The following is a 19,945-nucleotide window of genomic DNA, read 5'->3' as shown; positions in this document are numbered from 1 at the left end:
CTTACGGAGGGGCTGTGCTCTGACTGTGCGCGGGTGGTGCGGGGGCGGTGCGGGGACTGTGCGCGGGTGGGGTCGCTAGTTTTCGCCGCCGTGTTCGACGCGGCTACTCACCGAAGTGACAACTTTTGGTGTTTCAACAGCTGACGTCTCATCACATCGTGGTGGGTTGCAGGGCGGTTGGGGACGTATCGCTATGCGGACCGCCCGGCTCCGCCGCTGAACCGGGCCCTCCGGGCCCATCGGGCCCCTGCGCCCCACTGTCCGAACGTCGTCCGCGGATGACAAGAACGCCTCCCGCGATCGCGAGCAGCGCACCGAGCACACCCGTACCGACCGGCAGCGTCTCGCCCACCAGCTTCAGCCGGCTGCTGTCGTCGTCCGCGAGCCCGACCTGCGTCTTCTGTGTCTTCTCGGTGAACGCGATGCGCTCGCTGTCGAGCAGCACCGTCGCGTCCTTGTCCGAGCCGGGCGCGCGCAGCGTCTTGCGGGGGCCGATCGCCGCGTAGATGATCCGGCCGGTGCGCTTGTCGGCGACCAGCTCGACGCCGTGGTTGGCGTACCACTCCTCGGCCAGCACGTTGCTGCGCTTGGGCTGCCCCACCAGGCGGCCGGGCACCAGACGGGTGCCGGTCTTGGCGGGCTTCACCTCGGCGGTGAAGCGGTAGCCCTCGTACCCCTGGATCTTCTTCGTGCCGCGGAAGGTCAGCGGGACGGTCGCGCCCAGGGTGTTGTCCCACCAGGTGTAGGAGCGCTTCTCCACGTCGAAGGGGAACTTGAGGTAGGCCTCGCCCTCGAAATACGGCTTCTCGTCGCAGCAGTGCACCGGCTTGTTCGTCCCGCGGTCGGTGACCCAGCGCTCCGTCGTGAACTGGAGCGAATCGTGCGGGTCTGACGCGGGCAGGGACTTGTCCGGGTCGACGGACGTGACCACGTCCCAGACCGCGTGCTCGCTGGTGCTGTCCTCCACGTCGCCGCGGACCTGCCGCGTGATCGTGAGGTTCTTGTCGCGCACCGTCTTGATCTTCTCGGTGTCGAAATAGCTGCCTTTGCCCTTGAAAACAGTGATCGTGTCGATGTCCACGGGCGTGCGTTTCGCGCGTGGCTCGACGTACCACGCGAGCATCGGCGCCAGGACGAGCAGAAAGACGCCGAGTCCGAGGAGGATCAGCGAGAGGGGCGAGGCTGTGCGGCGCATCCGGCACTCCTGGGGGCGGGTGAGAAGTGTTACCGAGCCGTAGGGGCCGGAACGCTAGGCGGACCCTTGACGAAGTGTCAATGCGTTGATGAAACTGTGCACCTACCGGGTGGGGCCGGTAAAGGACTGTGCGAGCGCCATCCGCGCGACCTGGGTGGGGACGACCTCCAGCAGAGAGGCTGACCCTGACATGCACCGATTGCTCGCCGCCGGGCTGACCGCCGTAGCCGCCGCGGCACTCGCCGTGGCCGCCGCGTTCGGCGTCGTCGCGCTCCTGAACGCGACCCCCGACCAGCCCAACACTCCCCTCGTGCACTACGAGACCGCCCCCCGGGGACAGTGAGTGGCCGTGCCCGTGACCGAGAGCCAGGGTTCGCTGTCCGTCCGCTCGGCCTGGCGCGACGTACCGCCCGTGCAGGCGCGGCAGTTCGCCGCGCTCGCCCTGGACGAAGTGCCCGCCCTCGCCCACGACATCCTGCGTGAGATCCGCGCCGAGTACCCCGCCCTGCCCGTCGTGCTCGACGAGTCGGGCGAACCCATGGCGCTCATCGGCATACGCCGCGCCCTGGAGGGGTTCGTCCAGCAGATCGCGGCGGCCGAGGGCGGGCGGCCCGTCTACCCCCTTGAGGTCTTCCAGGAGTTCGGCAGGGGCGAGGGCCTGCACGGCCGCAGCCTCGACTCGCTCCAGGCGATCTACCGCCTCGGCGTACGGCTCGCGTGGCGCCGCCTGGCCGAGATAGGCCAGCAGATCGAGATCCCGCCACCGGCCATGTACGAACTCGCCGAGTCGGGCTTCGAGTATCTGGACGGCCTCGTCGATCAGTCCGTCCGCGGATACGCCGAGGCCGCGGCCCGGCAGGCAGGTGAACGGCTGCGCCTGCAACGGAAGTTGATGGAGTTGCTGCTCTCCGAGCGGCGCGGGGACCCCGGTGCGGGAGCGCCCGCCGACTTCGGCCACGGCTCCGGTTCCCGCTCCGCGGCCGCCGGTGCGCCCGGCGCCCGCAGCGCACTCGACGAACGGGCCGCCCGCGTCGGCTGGCAGCTGCCCGAGCGGGTCGCCGTCGGTGTCCTGCTCCGCCCCGCGAGGGAAGCCGTGGCGCCCGCCGTCGGCCAGGGCGTCCTGCTCGACATGGAGACCGAACAGCCCCGCATGGTCGTCCCCGACCCCGAGGCCGCGGGCCGCCCCGAGCTCCTGCGCCGCGCCATGGCCGGCTGGTCCGGCGCGATCGGCCCGCCCGTACCGCTCGCCGACGCGGCGAAGTCACTGCGCTGGGCCCAGGCCGCCGTCCGCCTGATGGAACGCGGCCTGCTCCCCTCCGGTGAGGTCCTGCTCTGCACCGAGCACACCGAGGCCCTTGTCCTGCTGCAACCCGAGGAGCTCATCGAGGACTTGGCCCGCCGCTGCCTGGCCCCGCTCGCGCACTGCGGACCCGCGCACGGCCGCCGCCTCGCCGAGACGCTGCTCGCCTGGCTGGAGACACGGGGCGGCGCCCCGGAGGTCGCGGCTCGGCTCGGGGTGCATCCGCAGACGGTGCGCTACCGCCTGCGGCAGATCAGGGAGCTGTGGGGCGACGAGGTCGACGACCCGGACCGCCGCTTCGAGCTGGAACTGGTGCTCAGGGCGCGGCGGTTGCGCGGAGAGCTGGGACGGGTGGGCTGAGCGGGGAGTCGGGGAGCCGGGGAGCCGGGCGTTCGGCCAGCCGTACGGACAGTCCTGCGGGTAGCCTGCCGCAATGGACATAGCGGTACGCGCGCAGGCAGCACTCGGCGAGGGCCCCACCTGGGACCACGCCGCCCAGCGGCTGATCTGGGTCGACATCCTGAGCTCACGCGTCCACACGTACGACCCGTCGACCGGGCACCGCTCCGTCCTGGCCACCGAGCAGCACGTCGGCGCCGCGAAGCCGCGCGCGGGCGGCGGCCTGGTGGTCAACCTCCGGGACGGCGTGGGCCTCTACGACTCCGCGGCCGACGGAGGCGGCTTCCGCTGGCTGCACCGCGAGGTCGTGCCGGGCCGCCGGGGCAACGACGCCGCGGTCGCCCCCGACGGAGCGCTCTGGGCGGGCACGATGCGCTACGACGAAGGGGAGGGCGGCGGCAACCTCATCCGGCTGACCGGTGACGGCGCCCGGGATGAGGTCCTGCCCCCCGTCTCCGTCAGCAACGGCATCGGCTGGAGCCCGGACGGCCGGCTCATGTACTACATCGACACCCCGACGCGCCACGTCGACGTCGTGGAACTGGGCGACGACCAACTCCCGCGCTCCAGGCGCCCCTTGGTGACGATCGAGCCCGAAGCCGGATACCCCGACGGCCTGACCGTCGACGCCGACGGCTGCGTCTGGGTCGCCCTGTGGGACGGCGCCGCCATCCGCCGCTACACCCCCTCCGGCGCCCTGGACGGGGTGATCGAACTGCCGGTGGTCCGCCCGACCGCGTGCGCGTTCGGCGGCGCGGGACTGCGCGACCTGTACATCACCTCCGCCCGTACGGGACTTGAGGCGCCGCACCCTTTGTCCGGCTCCGTGCTCGTGCTGCCGGACGCCGGACAGGGCGTGGAACAGGCGGCGTTCGCCGGCTAGACGGGCCCGCGGCCGGAGCGGAACAGGCGGTTTGCCCCATAGGGGAAGCCGACACGGCAGGAACATCCGATTCCGCACACAACCTTCACGGCAGCGGCTTCCTCTGTTCCCCGCGGCTCACTTAGCCTCCATGCCTCATGGACTACTGCCACCCGTGCCACAGGCACCTCAACGGCGCCCTGGCCTGCCCGGGGTGCGGAACCCCGGCCGAAGCCTGCCGTGAGTACGCGGAGGCGGTCGCCGAGCAGGAAGCCCCCGCCGGTTCGGAGCGCACGTACGACGACGTGGTGCCCCGGAGCAGGGGCCGCCGCAGGGAGCGCGGGCGCCGGGCGCACCGGCGCAGACGCCGCAAGGTCCTGCTGATCACCGCGGGGCTCGCGCTCGCGGCCGGTGGCCTGAGCCTGGCCGAACTCGGCATCGAGGGCCCGTCGGAGGAGCCGACGGCGGCGTCCTCGCCGGACGGGGGAGCGACCCGGCCCGCGTCACGGACGCCGCAGGACCCGGCCGACGGCACGGCGACCGGCGCCGAGTCCGCGGCGGCCACGTCCGCCGGTCCCTCGGCCTCCAAGTCCGCGAAGGACAAGGCGGCCAAGGAAGCGAAGAAGGACGAGGACAAGAAGAAGGCCGACGAGAAGACGGAGCGGGCCGACAAGGACCCCGATCCCGCGGCCCCGGTCACGACCTCCGCGCCGGACACCCCGGACAGCCCCCCGGACGCCCCCGCGACCACGCGCCCCACGCCCCCGCCGACCACGCAGCAGCCGGATCCGACGCCCGAGCCGGAGCCCTCCCAGACGTGCGACCGCTTCCTGTGGTGGTGCACGTAGCCGGCTCCTGAGGCGAGCGAGCGGTCAGCCCGCGTCCTCGCCGACCATCCTGCGCAGCAGCCCACGCAGCGAGAGCCGCTCCTCGCGGGTGAGCTCGGCCAGCGGCTCGCGCGCGAAGTCCAGCGACTCGCGCAGGCTGCGGGCGACCGTCAGGCCCTCCTCCGTCGGGGCGGCGAGCTTCACGCGGCGGTCGGCCGGGTCGGGCCGCCGCTCCACGAGACCGCGCGCCTCGAGCCGGTCGATGATCCCCGTGATGTTCGACGGCTCGCACTTCAGCTTCTGCGCTATGCGCCGCATGGGCAGCGGTTCGAGGGACAGCAGACCCAGTACGCGTGCCTGCGCCCCGGTGAGGGCGTGCTTGCCCGCCGCGGCGTCGTACTCCTCGTAGTAGCGCGCGACGACCGTCCCGATGAGCTCGACGACTTCGAGCGTCAGGGGGTCGGTGCGCGGGGTGCGGGAGCTGGTGGTGGCCATGCGCTCCAGGCTACCCCGTTACTTGACATCATGAAATATGTAGGCGCATGGTTGTTTCACAACATGAAGCATTTTCGATATGCCAGCCTGCCGGCCACGGCAGCCTGAGCAGGAGGAGGACGCCCGCATGTCCGTCACCCCCGAGGCCCCCGGGTCCCAGAAGCTCCCCGCCGTCAGCCGCGAGTGGCACCTCGTGCGCCGCCCGCACGGCTGGCCGGTCCCGGAGGACTTCGCGCTGCGCGAGGCCCCTGTGGCGGCCCCGGCCGATGGCCAGGTCCTGGTCCGCAACCTGCACTTCTCCGTGGACCCGTACATGCGTGGCCGGATGAACGACGTGAAGTCGTACACCCCGCCGTTCCAGCTGGACCAGCCCATGCAGGGCGGTGCGGTCGGCGAGGTCATCGCGTCGAACGCCGAGAACATCGCGGTGGGCGACCACGTCCTGCACTTCGCGGGCTGGCGCGAGTACGCGGCCGTCCCCGCCAAGCACGCCGTCAAGGTGGACGCGCAGGCCGCGCCGCTCTCCGCGTACCTCGGCGTGCTCGGCATGACCGGCCTGACGGCCTACGCGGGCCTCTTCGAGGTCGCTTCCTTCAAGGAGGGCGACGCGGTCTTCGTCTCCGGTGCCGCGGGCGCGGTCGGCTCCCAGGTCGGCCAGATGGCCAGGCTCAAGGGTGCGTCGCGCGTCGTCGGCTCGGCGGGCTCGGACGAGAAGGTGAAGAAGCTCGTCGAGGAGTACGGCTTCGACGCCGCGTTCAACTACAAGGACCCGCGCCCGGTCGTCGAGCAGCTCAAGGAGGCCGCCCCCGAGGGCATCGACGTCTACTTCGACAACGTCGGCGGCGAGCACCTCGAAGCGGCCATCAGCCGCATGAACGTGCACGGCCGCGCCACCATCTGCGGCATGATCGCGGGCTACAACGACACCGAGCCCACGCCGGGCCCGCGCAACATGGCCATGATCATCGGCAAGCGCCTGCGCCTGCAGGGCGTGCTGGTCGGGGACCACGAGGCGCTGCAGCCGCAGTTCGTGTCGGAGGTCGGCGCGTGGATCCGCTCCGGCGAGCTGAAGTACGACGAGACGCTCGTCGAGGGCGTGGAGAACGGCGTCGAGGCGTTCCTGGGCATGCTGCGCGGCGAGAACACCGGAAAGATGATCGTTTCCCTGGCCTGAGGTGCGGGCACCCGAGGAGTAGCGCCCGGTGTTTTTCCGGCATCCGATAAAGTGATTCCACATTGTCGCGACTGTGGGCGCGCATCGCGGAACATCTCAGGAGGAACCGGCACTTATGTCCATCCAGCAGATCGACGTCAAGTACACCGCCGTCGCCACCGCCGAGAACGGCCGTGACGGCCGCGTCGCCACCGACGACGGCAAGCTCGACGTCGTCGTCAACCCGCCGAAGGAGATGGGCGGCAGCGGCGCGGGCACCAACCCCGAGCAGCTCTTCGCGGCCGGCTACAGCGCCTGCTTCCAGGGCGCGCTCGGCGTGGTCGCCCGCAAGGAGAACGTCGACATCTCCGGCTCGACCGTGACCGCCAAGGTCGGCATAGGCTCGACCGAGGCCGGCGGCTTCGGCCTGGAGGTCGCGATCAGCGCCTCCATCCCGAACGTGGACGCGGCCACCGCGCAGTCGCTGATCGAGAAGGCGCACCAGGTGTGCCCGTACTCGAGCGCCACGCGCGGCAACATCAAGGTGGAGCTCGCGGTCGCCTGACCGTCTCCTCCGATACGTGACGGAGGGCCGCACCCCGAAGCGGGGGTGCGGCCCTCTGCCATGCCGGTCGGCCTGTCGTGTCAGTCAGTTTGCCAGGCCGGTCAGCGGGTGACGGCCGCCGTGTGGATGGCCCGCACCAGGCGCTCGTCCTCCGGGGTCGCTCCGCCGGGGGCGGGGAAGCGGCGCCGCGTGTACCCGTAGGCGAGCCCGCTGCGAGGGTCGGCGAACGCCTGCGAGCCGCCCACGCCTTTGTGCCCGATGGACCCCACGCCGAGGAAGGGATACCAGGCCTCGGCGACGTTCTGGAACCCCACCCCGAACGACTTGTGCGCCCGGAGCACCAGGTCGTACCCATGGGAATGTATCTGCCCGAAATCGGCCACGGTGTCCGCCTTCAGGAGCGGCTCCTGCCCTTCGAGCCCGCCGACGGCCGCCGCGTACATCGCGGCGAGCCCGCGCGCGGAGGCGACCCCACCGGCGGACGCGGGCCCCTGGGCGCGCACCGAACGGGAGTTGGGGAGCGACTCGACGTCGGTGGGCTGCGCGGCATGGCGGTTGAAGGCGATGGAGTTCAACGTGCCCGGCTGCGGCGGCTGCGCGTCGAGCAGGGCACGCTCCTCGGGGGAGGGCATCATCGGCAGCACGGAACGGAAGCGGGGCTCCAGTGCTTCCGGCAGCCCGAGGTGGAAATCAAGGCCGTGCGGGACACGCACGCGCTCCTCGTACACCTCTTGCAGCGTCCGCCCGGTGGCCCGCAGGACGACCTCGCCGGCCAGCGCGCCGATGGACAGGGCGTGGTAGCCGAAGGCGGTGCCGGGGCGCCAGTAGGGACGCTGGGTCGCGAGCCGGGCGGCGGCGGCGCGGTCGTCGGCGATCTCCTCGGGGCTGAAGCCGGAGTCTGCGCCGACGACGCCGACGCGGTGCGAGAGGAGTTCCCGCAGGGTGGCCTCCCCCTTCCCCTCGGCGGCGAACTCCGGCCAGTAGTAGGCCACCTTGCGATCCAGCTCCAGGGTGCCGTCCTGGACGAGCAGCGCCATGACGAGGTGGGCGGCGCCCTTCGTGGACGAGTACACCCCGAAGAGCGTGTCACCGTCGGTGTCCGGCCCCACCCACAGGTCGACGACCTGCCGCCCTCGTACGTAGGCGGCGACCTGCGAGGCGTGATCGGGCTCCGCCTGGGCGAGCAGGGCGGTGAACTCGTCCCGCACGGATTCGTATCCGGCTGCGGTGGTGCCGTGGACTCTGATCTCACGTGTCATGTGTTCTTCCTCCCCCACCCCACCCCTTCCCGAAAACCCGCTCGGGCGGGGGCCCACAAATTCAGCCCCTCCGGCGTTTGAGGAGCGGGGTCTGGGGCGGAGCCCCAGTTTCGGGAAGGGGTGGGATTGGGGAAAGCCCCGCAGGGATTGCCTTAGCCCCGGCTCACACTCAGCAACGCTCGCCCCACCTGCGGAAACGCCCCCTTAGGGTGGTCGCGGAAGAGAGGCTCCGTGCCGAACAGGACAACCCGGGACCCCGCAGCGGACCCGCTGACCACCGAAGGCTGACCCGCAGCATCAGAGGGACCACCGCCACCCTCCTCCGCGGAACGCCAATGCCCGGAGAGCAGCGGATTCCCACCCCCATAAGCCTGATCGACCCGCACCCCACTCCCAAGCCCCGTGAACCACATGGGCGCATAGACGAACGAGTGTGACGGCGCACCCCCAGTAACAGGGCCCCCCGCATTGACCACCCGCACCACACCATTCGCATCCCCGTTCCCGGAGACCGCCTCAACGGACAGCAACTTCGCGTCGGAGTTGAGCGCAACCCCTTCCGCGCCCCGCCCGACGAGCCCACCGCCCCCGGAGAGGAACGCGTCGAGCCCGCCCCGCGCCCCCGCGTCCAGCTCCCCGTACGAAAGCCCCGCCGACACGAACAACGCCTCCACCCCCGACTTCTTCCAGTCGAACCCCGCGTTGAGCACCGAAGTCGAGACCGGTACCACGTCGAAGTTCATCTCCCGCAGCGCGAACAGCTCCCCGGGCGTCACCGCCGCCGCGACCCGGGTCGCGCGCACGACGGCACCACCCTTCGCCTTGGTCGCGTCGAAGGCGATGTCATACTTCCTCGCCGCGGCAACAGCCGCACCCCGCGCCGACGCCGGCAGAACCACACTCCCGTCATCAGCCCTGCGCACAGAAGTCCCGCGCGCCAGCAGCCAGTTGAGAGCGGCCACCTCCCGCGCGTCGTCGAGCCGCAGCCGTAGATTCCCCCGCCCCGCTACATGTCCGACCCGCGACGCCGCGTCCACGACACGCGAGCGCACACCGGACAGCGAACCGCCCTGCACCGAGTCCACCGTCGCGCCCCACAACCGCCCGAGGCTCCACCCCGAGATGTCGTACATGGTGGACACCTTGTCGCTGATGTCCCGCCCGTCGGCGAGCATCACGTTCGCGAGCCCGCGCTTGGGCTGACGCATGTCGATGACGTAGGACCCTGCACCGTACGACGTCCCGCCGAGCCTGAAGTCCCTTGTCGCCCGCCGCACTTCGACGTCGTTGTCGAGCAGATGCTCCACGAGCCGCGAGGCGGCAGCCGCGGAACGCTGGCCACGCCCACCCTGGGGAATCACGTACGCACGCGGGAAGTCGGTCGTGTAGACGTCCTCCGGGCCGATGCCCGGCACACCCGGCACGGTCTCCGGCGAAACGGGCACCTGCGCCGCACCCGCCGCGCCGCGCCGGAACGTCTCGATCTGGTCGGCGATCACCGAAGTGCGGTGCTCCTGCGTGTACTTGAGCGTCGCCGACATCGCGGCGCCCGCGATGTCCACGTTGATCGCGGACCGCCGCCGCAGCTCCGGCACCGGCAGCTCGTCGTACTCGTCGTTGTTGACGGTCATCGGGAACTCGATGGTGTGCGCGGCGACCGCGCCGTGGAACGGCATGTACTGCGGGGTGAAGATCGGCGGCCAGTCGTCCCAGCCCTCCTCCTGGTCACGGAAGGGGATGATCGCCGGTTCGACGCCGTCCTTCTCGGGGGTGTAGCCGAGGCCGTTGACCGCGGCTTCCATGCCGAGCGCGTTGGCGTAGGTGTTCTTGAGGAAGAGGTCGTACTCGTAGTTCTCGCCGTGCGGGGGAGTCGTCGGCTCGATCAGTGTGCCGTTGACGTACCCGTGCAGGTCGATCATGACCGCGGGCTGCTTGTCGATCGCGATCTGCCGCATCGCACGCGCCTCGGGCTGCGAGGCGGTGATGAAGTCGCGGTTGAGGTCGAAGCCGTTGGCGTTGGCGCGGGTGCCCGCGATGCGGCCGTCGGGGTTGGCCGTGACGTTGAAGTACAGCCGGTTGTGCGCGAGCAGGTCCCGCGTCGTGCCGTCCTTGGCCTTCGCCAGCTTCTCGATGAGCTTCAGGGCGGCGTCCGTGCCCTCCCACTCGTTGCCGTGGATGTTGTTGTTGATGAAGACCGGCGTCTTGTACGAGGACTTGACGGCGCGGTCCTTGGCTGCGGCGCCCGGCGCGTTCTCGATGAGCTCGCGCATCCGCTCCTGGCGGGCGGTCTCCTTGGCCGACTCAGGGGCGGTGACGGTCACCAGGTAGAGCTGGTGACCGCCCGCCGAACGGCCCGCGATCTCCACGCTGACGCGGTCGCCGATGCCCTGGATGTCATTCAGCTTCGGGGCGATGGAGTGGTAGGGGGCAAGGCCCAGCTTTATCGACTTGTCGTCGGGATTCGCGGGAGGCGGGGTGAGCTTCTGCTCGCGGGGGTATCCGCGGTCCTTGCCGCGACCGTGTCCGGACTCGCCGGACCGACCGGACCCGAGTGCGGGGCTGTCCGCGGCCCCCAGTGCCCGGTCGGCGGCGCTCAGCGGCGTCCTCGCGGCCCGTTCCGTACTGCTGAGGGGCGAGCCCTCGCGGTGGATGTCCCGGTCGCCCGGACGGGGGTCGGCGGTCGCGGCGCCGGGGGCGAGCGTGGTGAGGACAAGGGCGCCCGCCGAGGCGAGGGTGGTGAGCAGAACGGGTCTTGATGGCCGGGATATCCCCATACGTACCTCCGGGAGCGACAGCTGGAGAGAAGTCAGTACGCGTGGTCTACCGTCTCAACCCCCGCGCAACAAGAGGGCCTTCGACCCCCTTGCCTCTCTCGCGTCCCGCGGACCGCACGGCCGTGACCGGCGGATAGGCTGTGCCGCATGCGTGATCTGGGACGAGGCTTCGGCTATTTGATGAAGGGCCAGCGGTGGGTGGCCCAGCACGGCAAGCAGTTCGGAGTCGGCCTGCTGCCCGGCCTGATCACCCTGCTTCTCTACGCGGCCGCCCTCGTGGCGCTCGCCCTGTGGGGCGCGGACTTCGTCGGCTGGGCGACGCCCTTCGCGGATGACTGGTCGTCGCCGTGGTCCGGCCTGTTCCGGGGCTTCCTCACGGCGCTCCTCTTCGCGCTGGCGCTGCTCCTGTCCGTGGTCACCTTCACCGCGGTGACGCTCCTGGTGGGCCAGCCCTTCTACGAGTCGCTGTCGGAGAAGGTCGACATCTCCGTCGCCGGGTACGCCCCCGAATCGGGCCTGCCGCTCTGGCGTGAACTGTGGATCTCGGCGCGCGACAGCCTGCGCATCGTCCTGCGGGCGGCGGTCTGGGGCATCCTGCTCTTCGCCCTCGGTTTCATCCCGGTCGTCGGCCAGACCGTGGTCCCGGTGGTCGGCTTCTGCGTGACGGGCTTCTTCCTCGTGGAGGAGCTGACGGGGGTGGCGCTCCAGCGCCGGGGCATCGAGGCCCGCGAACGGCTCGCGCTGCTGCGTGCCCGTAAGCAACTGGCGTGGGGCTTCGGCACCCCGCTCGCCGTGGCCTTCCTGGTCCCGTTCGTCGCGGTGTTCCTGATGCCGGGGGCGGTCGCGGGCGCGACGCTCATGGCGCGGGAGCTCATGGGCGAGGACAGCGGCCACGCCCCGGACGACGACGCCCGGGGCGCGGCCGACCCGGCAGGACCCGGCGGACCGCAGGCCGCTACCGGCGGGCGTTCATAGCCGTCGTCAGGATCTCGCGCACCTGCGCGATGATGTCGAGGCGGTTGCGCACGAACTCGGGGTCGGTGATCTCGCCCGTCGCCGGGTCCGTGTTGCCCGCGCCGAACTGCAGGATCGGCGTGTGCACATGGCCGCCGGGCAGCCGGTCGTGCAGCCCGAGCCGGTCGCGGAGGAGCGTCGCCCGGTAGGCGATCTCGTTCGACAGGTAGTTGCCGCCGCCGCCCTCGCGGGCCGTCGAGCCGGCGGTGGGCCCGTCGGGGCGGACCACGGGAGCCGTCTGGCCCGCCGGGATCTCGGTCACCGAGGTGTTGTCGTACACCGGGAAGCGGCCGGTTTCCGCGCTCACGATCTCCTTGTACGGGAGGGTCGTGGACGTCCACTGGGGCTGCGTGGCCGGATCGGTGACCGGCACCGTCTCCGTACGCGCGAGGTTCTCGTTGTCGGGGAAGCCGCCACGCCAGGCCCCGTTGGTCCGCTCGATGTCGAAGCGTCCCGCGCGGCCCTGGCTGATGGTGGTGAAGAGGTCGACGCGGGGGAGCTGGGCGCGCAGGGTGCGCTCGACCGTCCCCTCCGCGAAGTCGTCCCAGCGGACCGGGAAGACGACGGTCTCCACGCGCGCGGGACCTTCGGCGGTCTGGATGACAGTGCCGTCGAGGGCGAGGGCCGTGGCGCCCGACGGGTTGCTGATGCGGACGTCCCTGTCGAGCGTGAAGGGGTCGAAGCCGGTGACGAGGACGCGCTTGAGGCTGTGGCCCGCGCGGTCCTCCTTCGGGTAGCGGATGGAGTCGTGCCCGCGGGAGGAATCCTCCAACGCCCGTATCAGGCGCCCGTGCTGGGCCTCGCTCACCCCGAAGCGGGCCGGCTCCCACTGCCTGAGCTCCCGCGTCATCCCGAGCCGGGCCCAGTACAAGGGCCGGTCGTCGTCCCGGCTCAGCTCCCCGGCTCCCGTCGCCCCGTGCCCCCGCCCCTGCGCCCGCTCGACGGCACGCCGCCACAGTGCGTCCCCCTGGCGTACGACGACGCGCTTGGCCTCGCCGTACGAGTGGGCGCGGTCGAGGGCGCGCGCGAACTCCGGTGCCACGGCGTCGAATCCGCTGCGGCGCAGGATCTCCTGCGGGGCCGCTCGGTCGAGGCGCTGCTCCTCGGCGGTGGCGCCGTCCGGTGCGGTGGCGGCCGACGCGGGCACGGCGGCGAGGGAGAGCAGGAGGGTGACGCCGAGCGAGGTGAGCCGGGCGGCGCCATGGGACGTAGGTGACACGGGAGTCCTTCCGTGGCCGGTGGGGGTGGCCGCAGTATCGCGCCGAGAGGGCGGCGCCCGCTAGCGGTTGAACTCCCGCGACCCAGGGCGGCGCGCAGGGTCATGGACGCCGAGCCGCACGCCCGTAGTGGTCGGCCACAGCGTGGAACGCCTCCTTGGGCTCCCAGTGCCAGCGGCCGGAGGTCCCGTCCTGGATCGTCTTCACGATGCTGTAGCTCGCCATGTCGAGGTCGTGTCGCGGCTCGGCCTTGTGCGGGGCGTCGGGGCTGACGAAGTTGTAGAGCGTCGCCGAGTAGAGGTCCATCGACTCGAAGACGTCCAGTACGTCGGTGATGTACGCCGCCTGGGTCCGCTCGCTGCGGACGAGCCCGCCCTTGATCTCGGGCGGATACTTCGTGTAGTCGACGACGTCCCAGCCCATGCCGCCCTGCTCCGGGGCGCCCCGGAAGGTGCAGGAGCCGAACTCGGTGATCGCCACCGGCTTCCCCCAGCGTCGGTAGGGCGCCAGATCCCGTAGGTAGGCGGCCCGACTGCGGTGATATCCGTAGTAGTTGACGCTGACGATGTCGAAAAGACCCCAGTCGACCTCGTCACCGTCCGCCGCCCCATAGGTCAGCCCGCCCCCGAAGACGGACCTGCCGACCGCCGCCGCCCGCCCGATGAACCGCTTCAGGCGCCGCTGCGTCAGCACGGGGTCGAAGTTTCCCTTGCTGATGTTCTCGATGCGCTCCACCGCGCTGTCACCGGGCACGATGCCCGGCACGAAGAGCACGAACTCGCAGCCCACACTCAGATGGACCGCCGCTCCCTGCCGACGCAGCCGCTCGGCGTGCCGGCCCGTCTCCGCGAGGTGGTCGAGGATCTCCCGCTGGGGCCGGTCGGCCAGACGCGGCTGGAGCCAGACGTGCAGGCCGCGCTCGGCGGCCTCCGTCGCGGTGGCGCCGAGCCGTTCGACGCCGTCGCCGAACACGGAGACGGTGGTGGCGTGCAGCCGGTCGTCGATCACGCACAGGTCCTCGCGCATGCGGGCAGCGCTCCACCCGGTCGTGGGCGTTTCCCCCGAGACGACCTCGTAACAGACACCGCGATACCTGAGCCCACCTGCCGGCCCACCTGCCCCGGGGCTACTCGCCACCGCAGGCGCCGCAGTCAACAGCCCCCCTGCCGCCGCCGCGAGGCCGACGCCCCCCGCCCCCGCCAGAAACCGCCCCCGACTGATCCCGCCACTCATCACGGTGCCTCCCAGTGCCCACCCGCACGGCCCGTACGGTGGGCCCAGTCTCACCAGCGGCCCCGGCCCACCTCGACCGCCGTCGGTCTACGCCGTGGGCGACCTTGGTAGGAAAGCGCTGCCCTGCTGGGCGACTTGAGTAGCGCGACAGCGTGATCACCGCCCGTCGGATCCGCCGTCCAGCAGAGCGAGGAAATTCCTGAACGCCCCCGCCATGTCCACCGATTCGGGGTCCAGGAGCCACTGGTACTGGAGTCCGTCCATCACCGCGACGAGGAGCGGCGCCGCGGCCTCCGGGGTGAGGCCGCCGGGGAGCCGGTCGCCGTACTCCGTGCGCAGGACCGCCGCGAAGTTCTCCCGCACCCTGCCGTACCGCTCGGTGAAGTACTCCCGGGCCGGATGCCCGTCCGTGACGCTCTCGCCGAGCAGGGCGCTGAAGGTCTGGATGATGCCGGGGCGCATCGCGTTGTACTCGACGAGCGAGCCGAGCAGGTCGAGGCGGATCTCGCTCGTCGGCACCGCGTCCCACTGGTCGCGGGCTTCTAGGACGGCGACGAGGAGGGCGTCCTTCGTCGGGAAGTAGTGCAGCAGGCCCTGCTGGGTCAGACCGACCCGCTCGGCGACGGCGCCCAGGCTCGCGCCGCGGTAGCCGCGCTCGGCGATCACCTCAAGGGCGGCCCGGAGAATCTCCGCGCGCCGCTCCTCGCTTCTGGCCCTGGTCGCCATGGTCTCTGCCCTTCACGCTCTCGGTCCTGCTCGCGGGACGACCGTACGTCATGCTCCGGTCCAAATATAACGTCCAGATCACGAAACCTACCGATCTACAGGTAGTCGAGGCAGGATGGAGGGAACGTACGGAACGGATTTCGACGACACAGGCGACTTCAACGAGGAGGCACCGCCATGGCGGGAACCCAGGGACCCGGAGCGACGCAGGCAGATCAGGCGCGTGAGGAGGTCGTGGAGGCCGCGCTCGCCGCGCTGGACCTGGACGCCAAGACCCGGCTGCTCGGCGGGCGCGACATGTGGTCGCTGCACCCGCTGCCCGAGATCGGGCTCGCGCCCCTCGTCATGTCGGACGGCCCGATCGGCGTGCGCGGCACCCGCTGGACCGCCGACGACCCCTCCATCGCCCTGCCGTCCCCGACCGCGCTCGCCGCCACCTGGGACCAGGACCTCGCCCGCCGCGCGGGCGCCCTCCTTGCCCAGGAGGCCCGCCGCAAGGGCGTCCACGTCCTCCTCGCGCCCACCGTCAACCTGCACCGCTCACCGCTGGGCGGCCGGCACTTCGAGGCGTACAGCGAGGACCCGTATCTGACCGGCGTCATCGGCACCGGCTACGTCCAGGGCGTGCAGTCCGGCGGCGTCGGCACGACCGTCAAGCACTTCGTGGCGAACGACGCCGAGACCGACCGCTTCACCGTCGACAACAAGGTGGGCGCGCGCGCCCTGCGCGAGCTGTACCTCGCGCCCTTCGAGGCGATCGTCACCAACGCCCACCCCTGGGGCATCATGACCGCGTACAACAAGGTCAACGGCTCGACGATGACCGAGCACCGCTATCTGGTCAACGAGGTGCTGCGCGGCGAGTGGGGCTTCGATGGCTACAACGTCTCCGACTGGATGGCCGCCCGCTCGACCACCGGCACCATCGAGGGCGGCCTCGACGTCGCCATGCCGGGACCGAGGACCGTGTACGGCGACGCGCTCGCCGACGCCGTGCGCGGCGGTCAGGTCAAGGAGGCGGTGGTCGACGACGCCGTCCGCAACGTCCTGCGCCTCGCCGCCCGCGTCGGCATCCTTGAAGGCGCCGATCCCGTCGTCACCGATCCGCCCGCCGAGATCGACGGCGAGGCGCTGGCCCGCGAGGTCGCCCGCCGCGCCTTCGTCCTCGTGCGCAACGAGAACGACACCTTGCCGCTCAGGCCCTCCGCCTCCGTCGCCCTCATCGGCGCCGCCGCACGCGACGCCCGTGTCCTTGGCGGCGGCTCCGCCACCGTCTTCCCGCCGCGCGTGATCTCCCCGCTCGACGGCCTGACGGCGGCGCTGGGCGAGGAATCCCTGACGTACGCCGTCGGCGCGGACCCGAGCGACGAACTCGCCCCCGCCGACAAGGGGTTCGAGCTACGCGCCGTCTGCCGCGACGCCGACGGCAACATCCTGGGCGAGGGCAGCCTCCCCTCCGGCCAGGTCCAGTGGATCGGCGACGACCTGCCCGAAGGCGTCACCCACGAAGCGATGGCCTCGATCGAGGTCGTCGGCACGTTCACGCCGCGCGAGAGCGGCGAGCACTCCTTCGGCACGCGCGGTCTCGGCGCCTTCACGCTCACCGTCGGCGGCGACGTCGTCTTCGACGGGACCGAGGTGATGGGCGAGGCGTCCGACCCCTTCGAGGCGTTCTTCGGCTCCCCGGTCGAGCGCGCCAAGGTGAGCCTGACGGCGGGCGAGAGCGTCGAGGTCTCCCTGCTCCACCCGCTCGACAAGGAGTACAAGGCCCCGCTGCCCGGCGTGGTGTTCTCCTTCGTGCACCTCGGCCCGCGGCGCGACCCCGACGAGCTGATCGCGGAAGCCGTCGAGGCGGCGCGGGGAGCCGACACCGCGGTCGTGGTCGTCGCCACCACCGAGCGCGTCGAGTCCGAGGGCTTCGACCGGCAGGACCTGCGGCTCCCGGGCCGCCAGGACGAACTGGTGCACGCGGTGGCCGCGGCCAACCCCCGCACGGTCGTGGTCGTCAACTCCGGCTCCCCGGTGGAACTTCCGTGGCGCGACGACGTGGCGGCGGTCCTGCTCGGCTGGTTCCCCGGGCAGGAGGGCGGCGCCGCGCTCGCCGACGTGCTGCTCGGCGCCCAGGAGCCGGGCGGCCGTCTGCCCACGACGTGGGGCGCCTTCGCGGACGCGCCGATCACCCAGGTCACCCCCGGAGAAGGTGAACTCTCCTACGACGAGGGCGTGTTCATCGGCTACCGCGCCTGGGAGAAGTCCGGCGCCACCCCCGCGTACGCCTTCGGCCACGGCCTCGGCTACACCGACTGGACGTACGAGTCCCTCACCGTGGAGGGCACGACGGCAACGGTCCGCCTGCGCAACTCCGGCCCGCGCGCGGGCCGCGAGGTCGTCCAGGTCTACCTCGCCCCGACCGCGAACGACGGCTCCCGCCCCGCCCGCTGGCTCGCGGGCTTCGCGGGCGTGGATGCCGTGCCCGGCGAGAGCGTGGAGGTGTGCGTCGAACTCCCGCGCCGTGCCTTCGAGATCTGGGACGAGAGCACCAACTCCTGGGCTCACCAAGCCGGTTCGTACGAGATCCAGGCGGGCCGCTCCATCGCCGACAGCCGCCTGAACGAGACGATCACCGTCGCCTGAACGAGACGATCGCCGTCTGACCTCGGGCAACCGCGCTAGCGAACGGAGAAGCCGTACACCGTCTCCGACGCGTACACCCCACCCGGCCGCAGCTCCGTGCTCGGAAACTCCGGCCGGTTGGGGGAGTCGGGGAAGTGCTGCGTCTCCAGGGCGACACCGTCCCCGGGAGCGAACGGCAGCGGCTCCGCGAAGTGGTCCGCCGTGTACAGCTGAAGACCCGGTTCCGTCGTCGCCACGGTCAGCACGCGACCGGACGCCGGGTCGCTCAGCTCGGCCACCTCGACCGGCCGCGCGGTGACCCCCTTGTCGAGCACGTAGTTGTGGTCGATCCCGGCCCCGACCTTCCGCGCGTCCCGGAAGTCGAAGCGCGTCCCGTCGACGTCCTCGTACACCCCCGTGGGAATCTGCGTCCCATCCGTCGGTGTGAGCCGCGTCGCCGCGATCCGCAACTCATGGCCGCCCGCGCCACCGCTCCCGGCCCCCGCGAGATTCCAGTACGTGTGGTTGGTGAGGTTCACGACCGTCGGGGCGTCGGTCGTCGCCTCGTAGGCGATCCGCAGCGCGCCCGACTCGTCCAGCGAGTACGTGGCCGACACCGTGAGCCGCCCCGGATAACCCTCCTCGCCGTCCGGGCTCACCCGCGAGAGCCGCACCCCGTGCTCGGCCTCCGCCGCCTCCCACACCCGCTTGTCGAAGCCGGCCGCGCCACCGTGCAGGGCGTTGGGCTCGTTGTTCCGCGCCAAGGGGTACGTCCGGCCGTCGAGCGTGAACTCGCCGCCCGCGATCCGGTTCGCGTACCGGCCCACCAGCGCCCCGAAGTACGGCCCGGGATGATCGAGGTAACTCTGGAGGTCATCGAAGCCGAGCGCCACCTGCGCGCACCGCCCCGACCGGTCCGGAACTTCCGCCGACTGGATGATCCCGCCGTACGTCAGGACGCGTACCCGCACCCCGCCCCTTTCCAGGGTCCAGCGATGGACGGGCGTGCCGTCGGGGAGCGTCCCGAAGAGTTCACTGCGCATGATCGCGACCCTACGCCGGGCCGCGCGGACGTGGGGCCGCCGGTCCCTCAGTCCCTGGGATCCTTGGCGTTCTTGGCCTTCACCTGACGGTACGCCAGCTCGGCGAGGCGCGACTGGCCGTCCTTGCTGGGGTGGAACCAGTCCCAGTGGCTCAACTGGTCACCGTCGAAGCGGTACTCGAAGACCGCCCCGCCGTCGTACCGGCAGCGCAGATCCTTCGCGCACACCTCCTTGAGCACGTCGTTGTACGCGACCACGCGGTTCTGCACGGTGGCCCGGCGCTCCGTGGCCGCCGCGTCCCGCGCGTCCGGGTCCGCAAGCATCGAGGCGCAGATGCCCAGCTTCCAGATCTGCTTGCCCAGCGCGTTGGTGCGCCCCTGGGACCACAGCCGCTTCAGGTCCGGCACGGACGTCACGTACACCTGCGTCTTGGGAAGCTCGCGCCGCAGCGTGCGCATCGCCTCCTCGAAGTCCGCGCGGAACTGGGCGACCGGCGTCATGGAATCCACCGAGGGGCGGCACGCGTCGTTCGCGCCCGCCATCACCGTGACCAGCTCGGGGCGCTTGAGCGTGGCCTGCTTCATCTGCCCGGTCAGATCCGCCATGCGTGCGCCGGTCTTCGCGTAGTTCCAGCTGTGCCCGGCGGCCCGCTCCTTGCCCAGGAGCCGGGTGGCGAGGCTGCGCACCTCGGAGTCCGTGCCGGTCGCCCAGGAGGCCTCGGGGCAGTCGGCGAGCACCGAGCAGGCGTCGAAGCCGCGGGTGATGGAGTCGCCGACGGCCGCCAGGGAGTCCGGACTCGTGTCCCAGGTCGGGGTGGGCTTGGGTGATGGCTTGTCGCGCGCGGAGGGTCCGTTGGGCGCCTGGGCGTCGCCGCCGGAGGCGTCGCACGCCGTGAGTGCGGTGGCGCCGAGAAGAACCGCCGTCGCGGCGGCGACGGCGGCACGTGAGCGGTGCCTTCGGTTCCGCATCCCCAGGTCCCCTCTGTTGCCGTACGCCGATCTGTCGCCGTGGGCCGAGATGCTGCCGTAGGCCGACCGCGCCGTTTCGGCGCCCCTGCGAGTGAATGGTGGGCGATTCCTGGCCTCGGGACCGACGGTACGTCACACTCCTTGTTCCGCCGCACGGTAGCCTCGCCACCCAGTGGCACCCTGCTCTTCCGGTTCCGCTAAATTACATCACGTCACATCTGTCCCGTTTTCGGGAGTTTCCCGAATTCAGGGCGACAACGCTCGGCACGGGCGCGAGGCCGCTGGGGAAGGCGAACCTCGAC

General features: G+C 71.3%; 17 protein-coding genes. 8 read left to right on the top strand and 9 right to left on the bottom strand.

The features are described from left to right. Positions 1-151: 151 nt before the first annotated feature. Positions 152-1,195 (bottom strand): DUF3068 domain-containing protein, encoded by a 1,044-nt coding sequence (locus tag ACIBCK_RS03515; protein ID WP_399386390.1) that lies wholly within the window; start codon positions 1,193-1,195, stop codon positions 152-154. A gap of 190 nt (positions 1,196-1,385) precedes the next feature. Here ACIBCK_RS03515 and ACIBCK_RS03510 point away from each other — a divergent pair, with 190 nt between their 5' ends. The 4 genes from ACIBCK_RS03510 to ACIBCK_RS03495 all read left to right on the top strand — a co-directional run bounded on the left by ACIBCK_RS03510 (position 1,386) and on the right by ACIBCK_RS03495 (position 4,604). Next, positions 1,386-1,538, top strand: a complete 153-nt coding sequence (locus ACIBCK_RS03510) for a hypothetical protein (RefSeq protein WP_399386389.1) — start codon at positions 1,386-1,388, stop codon at positions 1,536-1,538. Positions 1,539-1,544: 6 nt separating this feature from the next. Continuing rightward, complete coding sequence (locus tag ACIBCK_RS03505; protein ID WP_399386388.1) at positions 1,545-2,855, top strand: helix-turn-helix domain-containing protein; 1,311 nt, start codon at positions 1,545-1,547, stop codon at positions 2,853-2,855. Positions 2,856-2,928: 73 nt separating this feature from the next. Then, the gene (locus ACIBCK_RS03500; RefSeq protein WP_399386387.1) at positions 2,929-3,777 is read left to right on the top strand and encodes an SMP-30/gluconolactonase/LRE family protein; all 849 of its coding nucleotides are present in this window, start codon (positions 2,929-2,931) and stop codon (positions 3,775-3,777) included. Positions 3,778-3,914: 137 nt separating this feature from the next. Next, complete coding sequence (locus ACIBCK_RS03495) at positions 3,915-4,604, top strand: hypothetical protein (protein WP_399386386.1); 690 nt, start codon at positions 3,915-3,917, stop codon at positions 4,602-4,604. A 24-nt stretch (positions 4,605-4,628) separates the two neighbouring features. Here ACIBCK_RS03495 and ACIBCK_RS03490 read toward each other — a convergent pair whose 3' ends face one another. Further along, positions 4,629-5,078 (bottom strand): MarR family winged helix-turn-helix transcriptional regulator, encoded by a 450-nt coding sequence (locus ACIBCK_RS03490; RefSeq protein WP_399386385.1) that lies wholly within the window; start codon positions 5,076-5,078, stop codon positions 4,629-4,631. Positions 5,079-5,205: 127 nt separating this feature from the next. Between ACIBCK_RS03490 and ACIBCK_RS03485 the strand changes: the two genes are divergently transcribed. Beyond that, a complete protein-coding gene (locus ACIBCK_RS03485; RefSeq protein WP_399386384.1) occupies positions 5,206-6,252 on the top strand; it encodes an NADP-dependent oxidoreductase in 1,047 nt (348 codons plus the stop codon). Positions 6,253-6,367: 115 nt separating this feature from the next. After that, entirely contained in the window at positions 6,368-6,796 is a 429-nt protein-coding gene (locus ACIBCK_RS03480) for an organic hydroperoxide resistance protein (protein WP_399386383.1), read from the top strand. 101 nt (positions 6,797-6,897) lie between these two features. Here the strand turns inward: ACIBCK_RS03480 and ACIBCK_RS03475 are convergent, their stop codons facing one another. Next, on the bottom strand, positions 6,898-8,055 hold the full coding sequence (locus ACIBCK_RS03475) for a serine hydrolase domain-containing protein (RefSeq protein WP_399386382.1): 1,158 nt from the start codon (positions 8,053-8,055) through the stop codon (positions 6,898-6,900). A gap of 152 nt (positions 8,056-8,207) precedes the next feature. After that, complete coding sequence (locus ACIBCK_RS03470; RefSeq protein ID WP_399386381.1) at positions 8,208-10,829, bottom strand: M14 family zinc carboxypeptidase; 2,622 nt, start codon at positions 10,827-10,829, stop codon at positions 8,208-8,210. A 147-nt stretch (positions 10,830-10,976) separates the two neighbouring features. On the opposite strand from ACIBCK_RS03470, the gene ACIBCK_RS03465 reads away from it, so the two are divergent. Further along, positions 10,977-11,804, top strand: a complete 828-nt coding sequence (locus ACIBCK_RS03465; RefSeq protein ID WP_399386380.1) for an EI24 domain-containing protein — start codon at positions 10,977-10,979, stop codon at positions 11,802-11,804. On the opposite strand, the gene ACIBCK_RS03460 is transcribed toward ACIBCK_RS03465, so the two are convergent. From ACIBCK_RS03460 to ACIBCK_RS03450, 3 genes are all read right to left on the bottom strand, one after another. Further along, positions 11,785-13,062 (bottom strand): pyroglutamyl peptidase, encoded by a 1,278-nt coding sequence (locus tag ACIBCK_RS03460; RefSeq protein ID WP_399386379.1) that lies wholly within the window; start codon positions 13,060-13,062, stop codon positions 11,785-11,787. The genes ACIBCK_RS03465 and ACIBCK_RS03460 overlap by 20 nt on opposite strands. 100 nt (positions 13,063-13,162) lie before the next feature. Next, positions 13,163-14,293 carry an abortive phage infection protein gene (locus ACIBCK_RS03455; protein WP_399386378.1) on the bottom strand — a complete coding sequence of 377 codons (1,131 nt, stop codon included), beginning with the start codon at positions 14,291-14,293 and terminating at the stop codon, positions 13,163-13,165. A 156-nt stretch (positions 14,294-14,449) separates the two neighbouring features. Next, a complete protein-coding gene (locus ACIBCK_RS03450; RefSeq protein WP_399386377.1) occupies positions 14,450-15,019 on the bottom strand; it encodes a TetR/AcrR family transcriptional regulator in 570 nt (189 codons plus the stop codon). A gap of 177 nt (positions 15,020-15,196) precedes the next feature. Here ACIBCK_RS03450 and ACIBCK_RS03445 point away from each other — a divergent pair, with 177 nt between their 5' ends. Next, entirely contained in the window at positions 15,197-17,653 is a 2,457-nt protein-coding gene (locus ACIBCK_RS03445; protein WP_399386376.1) for a beta-glucosidase, read from the top strand. Positions 17,654-17,688: 35 nt separating this feature from the next. Here ACIBCK_RS03445 and ACIBCK_RS03440 read toward each other — a convergent pair whose 3' ends face one another. Both ACIBCK_RS03440 and ACIBCK_RS03435 read right to left on the bottom strand, forming a co-directional pair. Further along, positions 17,689-18,675 (bottom strand): aldose epimerase family protein, encoded by a 987-nt coding sequence (locus ACIBCK_RS03440; RefSeq protein ID WP_399386375.1) that lies wholly within the window; start codon positions 18,673-18,675, stop codon positions 17,689-17,691. A gap of 47 nt (positions 18,676-18,722) precedes the next feature. Beyond that, a complete protein-coding gene (locus tag ACIBCK_RS03435; RefSeq protein WP_399386374.1) occupies positions 18,723-19,643 on the bottom strand; it encodes an SGNH/GDSL hydrolase family protein in 921 nt (306 codons plus the stop codon). Positions 19,644-19,945 lie beyond the last annotated feature (302 nt).

Source organism: Streptomyces sp. NPDC051218 (genome assembly GCF_044455475.1).
Lineage (GTDB): Bacteria > Actinomycetota > Actinomycetes > Streptomycetales > Streptomycetaceae > Streptomyces.
The sequence above is the reverse complement of the archived record's forward strand: the minus strand, read 5'-3'. Positions and strand labels throughout refer to the sequence as shown.

Coding starts and splice junctions, on each gene's coding strand:
- ACIBCK_RS03475 (WP_399386382.1), bottom strand. CDS start 8,055: ATGACACGTGAGATCAGAGTCCACGGCACCACCGCAGCCGGATACGAA.
- ACIBCK_RS03485 (WP_399386384.1), top strand. CDS start 5,206: ATGTCCGTCACCCCCGAGGCCCCCGGGTCCCAGAAGCTCCCCGCCGTC.
- ACIBCK_RS03435 (WP_399386374.1), bottom strand. CDS start 19,643: ATGCGGAACCGAAGGCACCGCTCACGTGCCGCCGTCGCCGCCGCGACG.
- ACIBCK_RS03495 (WP_399386386.1), top strand. CDS start 3,915: ATGGACTACTGCCACCCGTGCCACAGGCACCTCAACGGCGCCCTGGCC.
- ACIBCK_RS03445 (WP_399386376.1), top strand. CDS start 15,197: ATGGCGGGAACCCAGGGACCCGGAGCGACGCAGGCAGATCAGGCGCGT.
- ACIBCK_RS03440 (WP_399386375.1), bottom strand. CDS start 18,675: ATGCGCAGTGAACTCTTCGGGACGCTCCCCGACGGCACGCCCGTCCAT.
- ACIBCK_RS03450 (WP_399386377.1), bottom strand. CDS start 15,019: ATGGCGACCAGGGCCAGAAGCGAGGAGCGGCGCGCGGAGATTCTCCGG.
- ACIBCK_RS03465 (WP_399386380.1), top strand. CDS start 10,977: ATGCGTGATCTGGGACGAGGCTTCGGCTATTTGATGAAGGGCCAGCGG.
- ACIBCK_RS03510 (WP_399386389.1), top strand. CDS start 1,386: ATGCACCGATTGCTCGCCGCCGGGCTGACCGCCGTAGCCGCCGCGGCA.
- ACIBCK_RS03480 (WP_399386383.1), top strand. CDS start 6,368: ATGTCCATCCAGCAGATCGACGTCAAGTACACCGCCGTCGCCACCGCC.
- ACIBCK_RS03500 (WP_399386387.1), top strand. CDS start 2,929: ATGGACATAGCGGTACGCGCGCAGGCAGCACTCGGCGAGGGCCCCACC.
- ACIBCK_RS03515 (WP_399386390.1), bottom strand. CDS start 1,195: ATGCGCCGCACAGCCTCGCCCCTCTCGCTGATCCTCCTCGGACTCGGC.
- ACIBCK_RS03455 (WP_399386378.1), bottom strand. CDS start 14,293: ATGAGTGGCGGGATCAGTCGGGGGCGGTTTCTGGCGGGGGCGGGGGGC.
- ACIBCK_RS03470 (WP_399386381.1), bottom strand. CDS start 10,829: ATGGGGATATCCCGGCCATCAAGACCCGTTCTGCTCACCACCCTCGCC.
- ACIBCK_RS03490 (WP_399386385.1), bottom strand. CDS start 5,078: ATGGCCACCACCAGCTCCCGCACCCCGCGCACCGACCCCCTGACGCTC.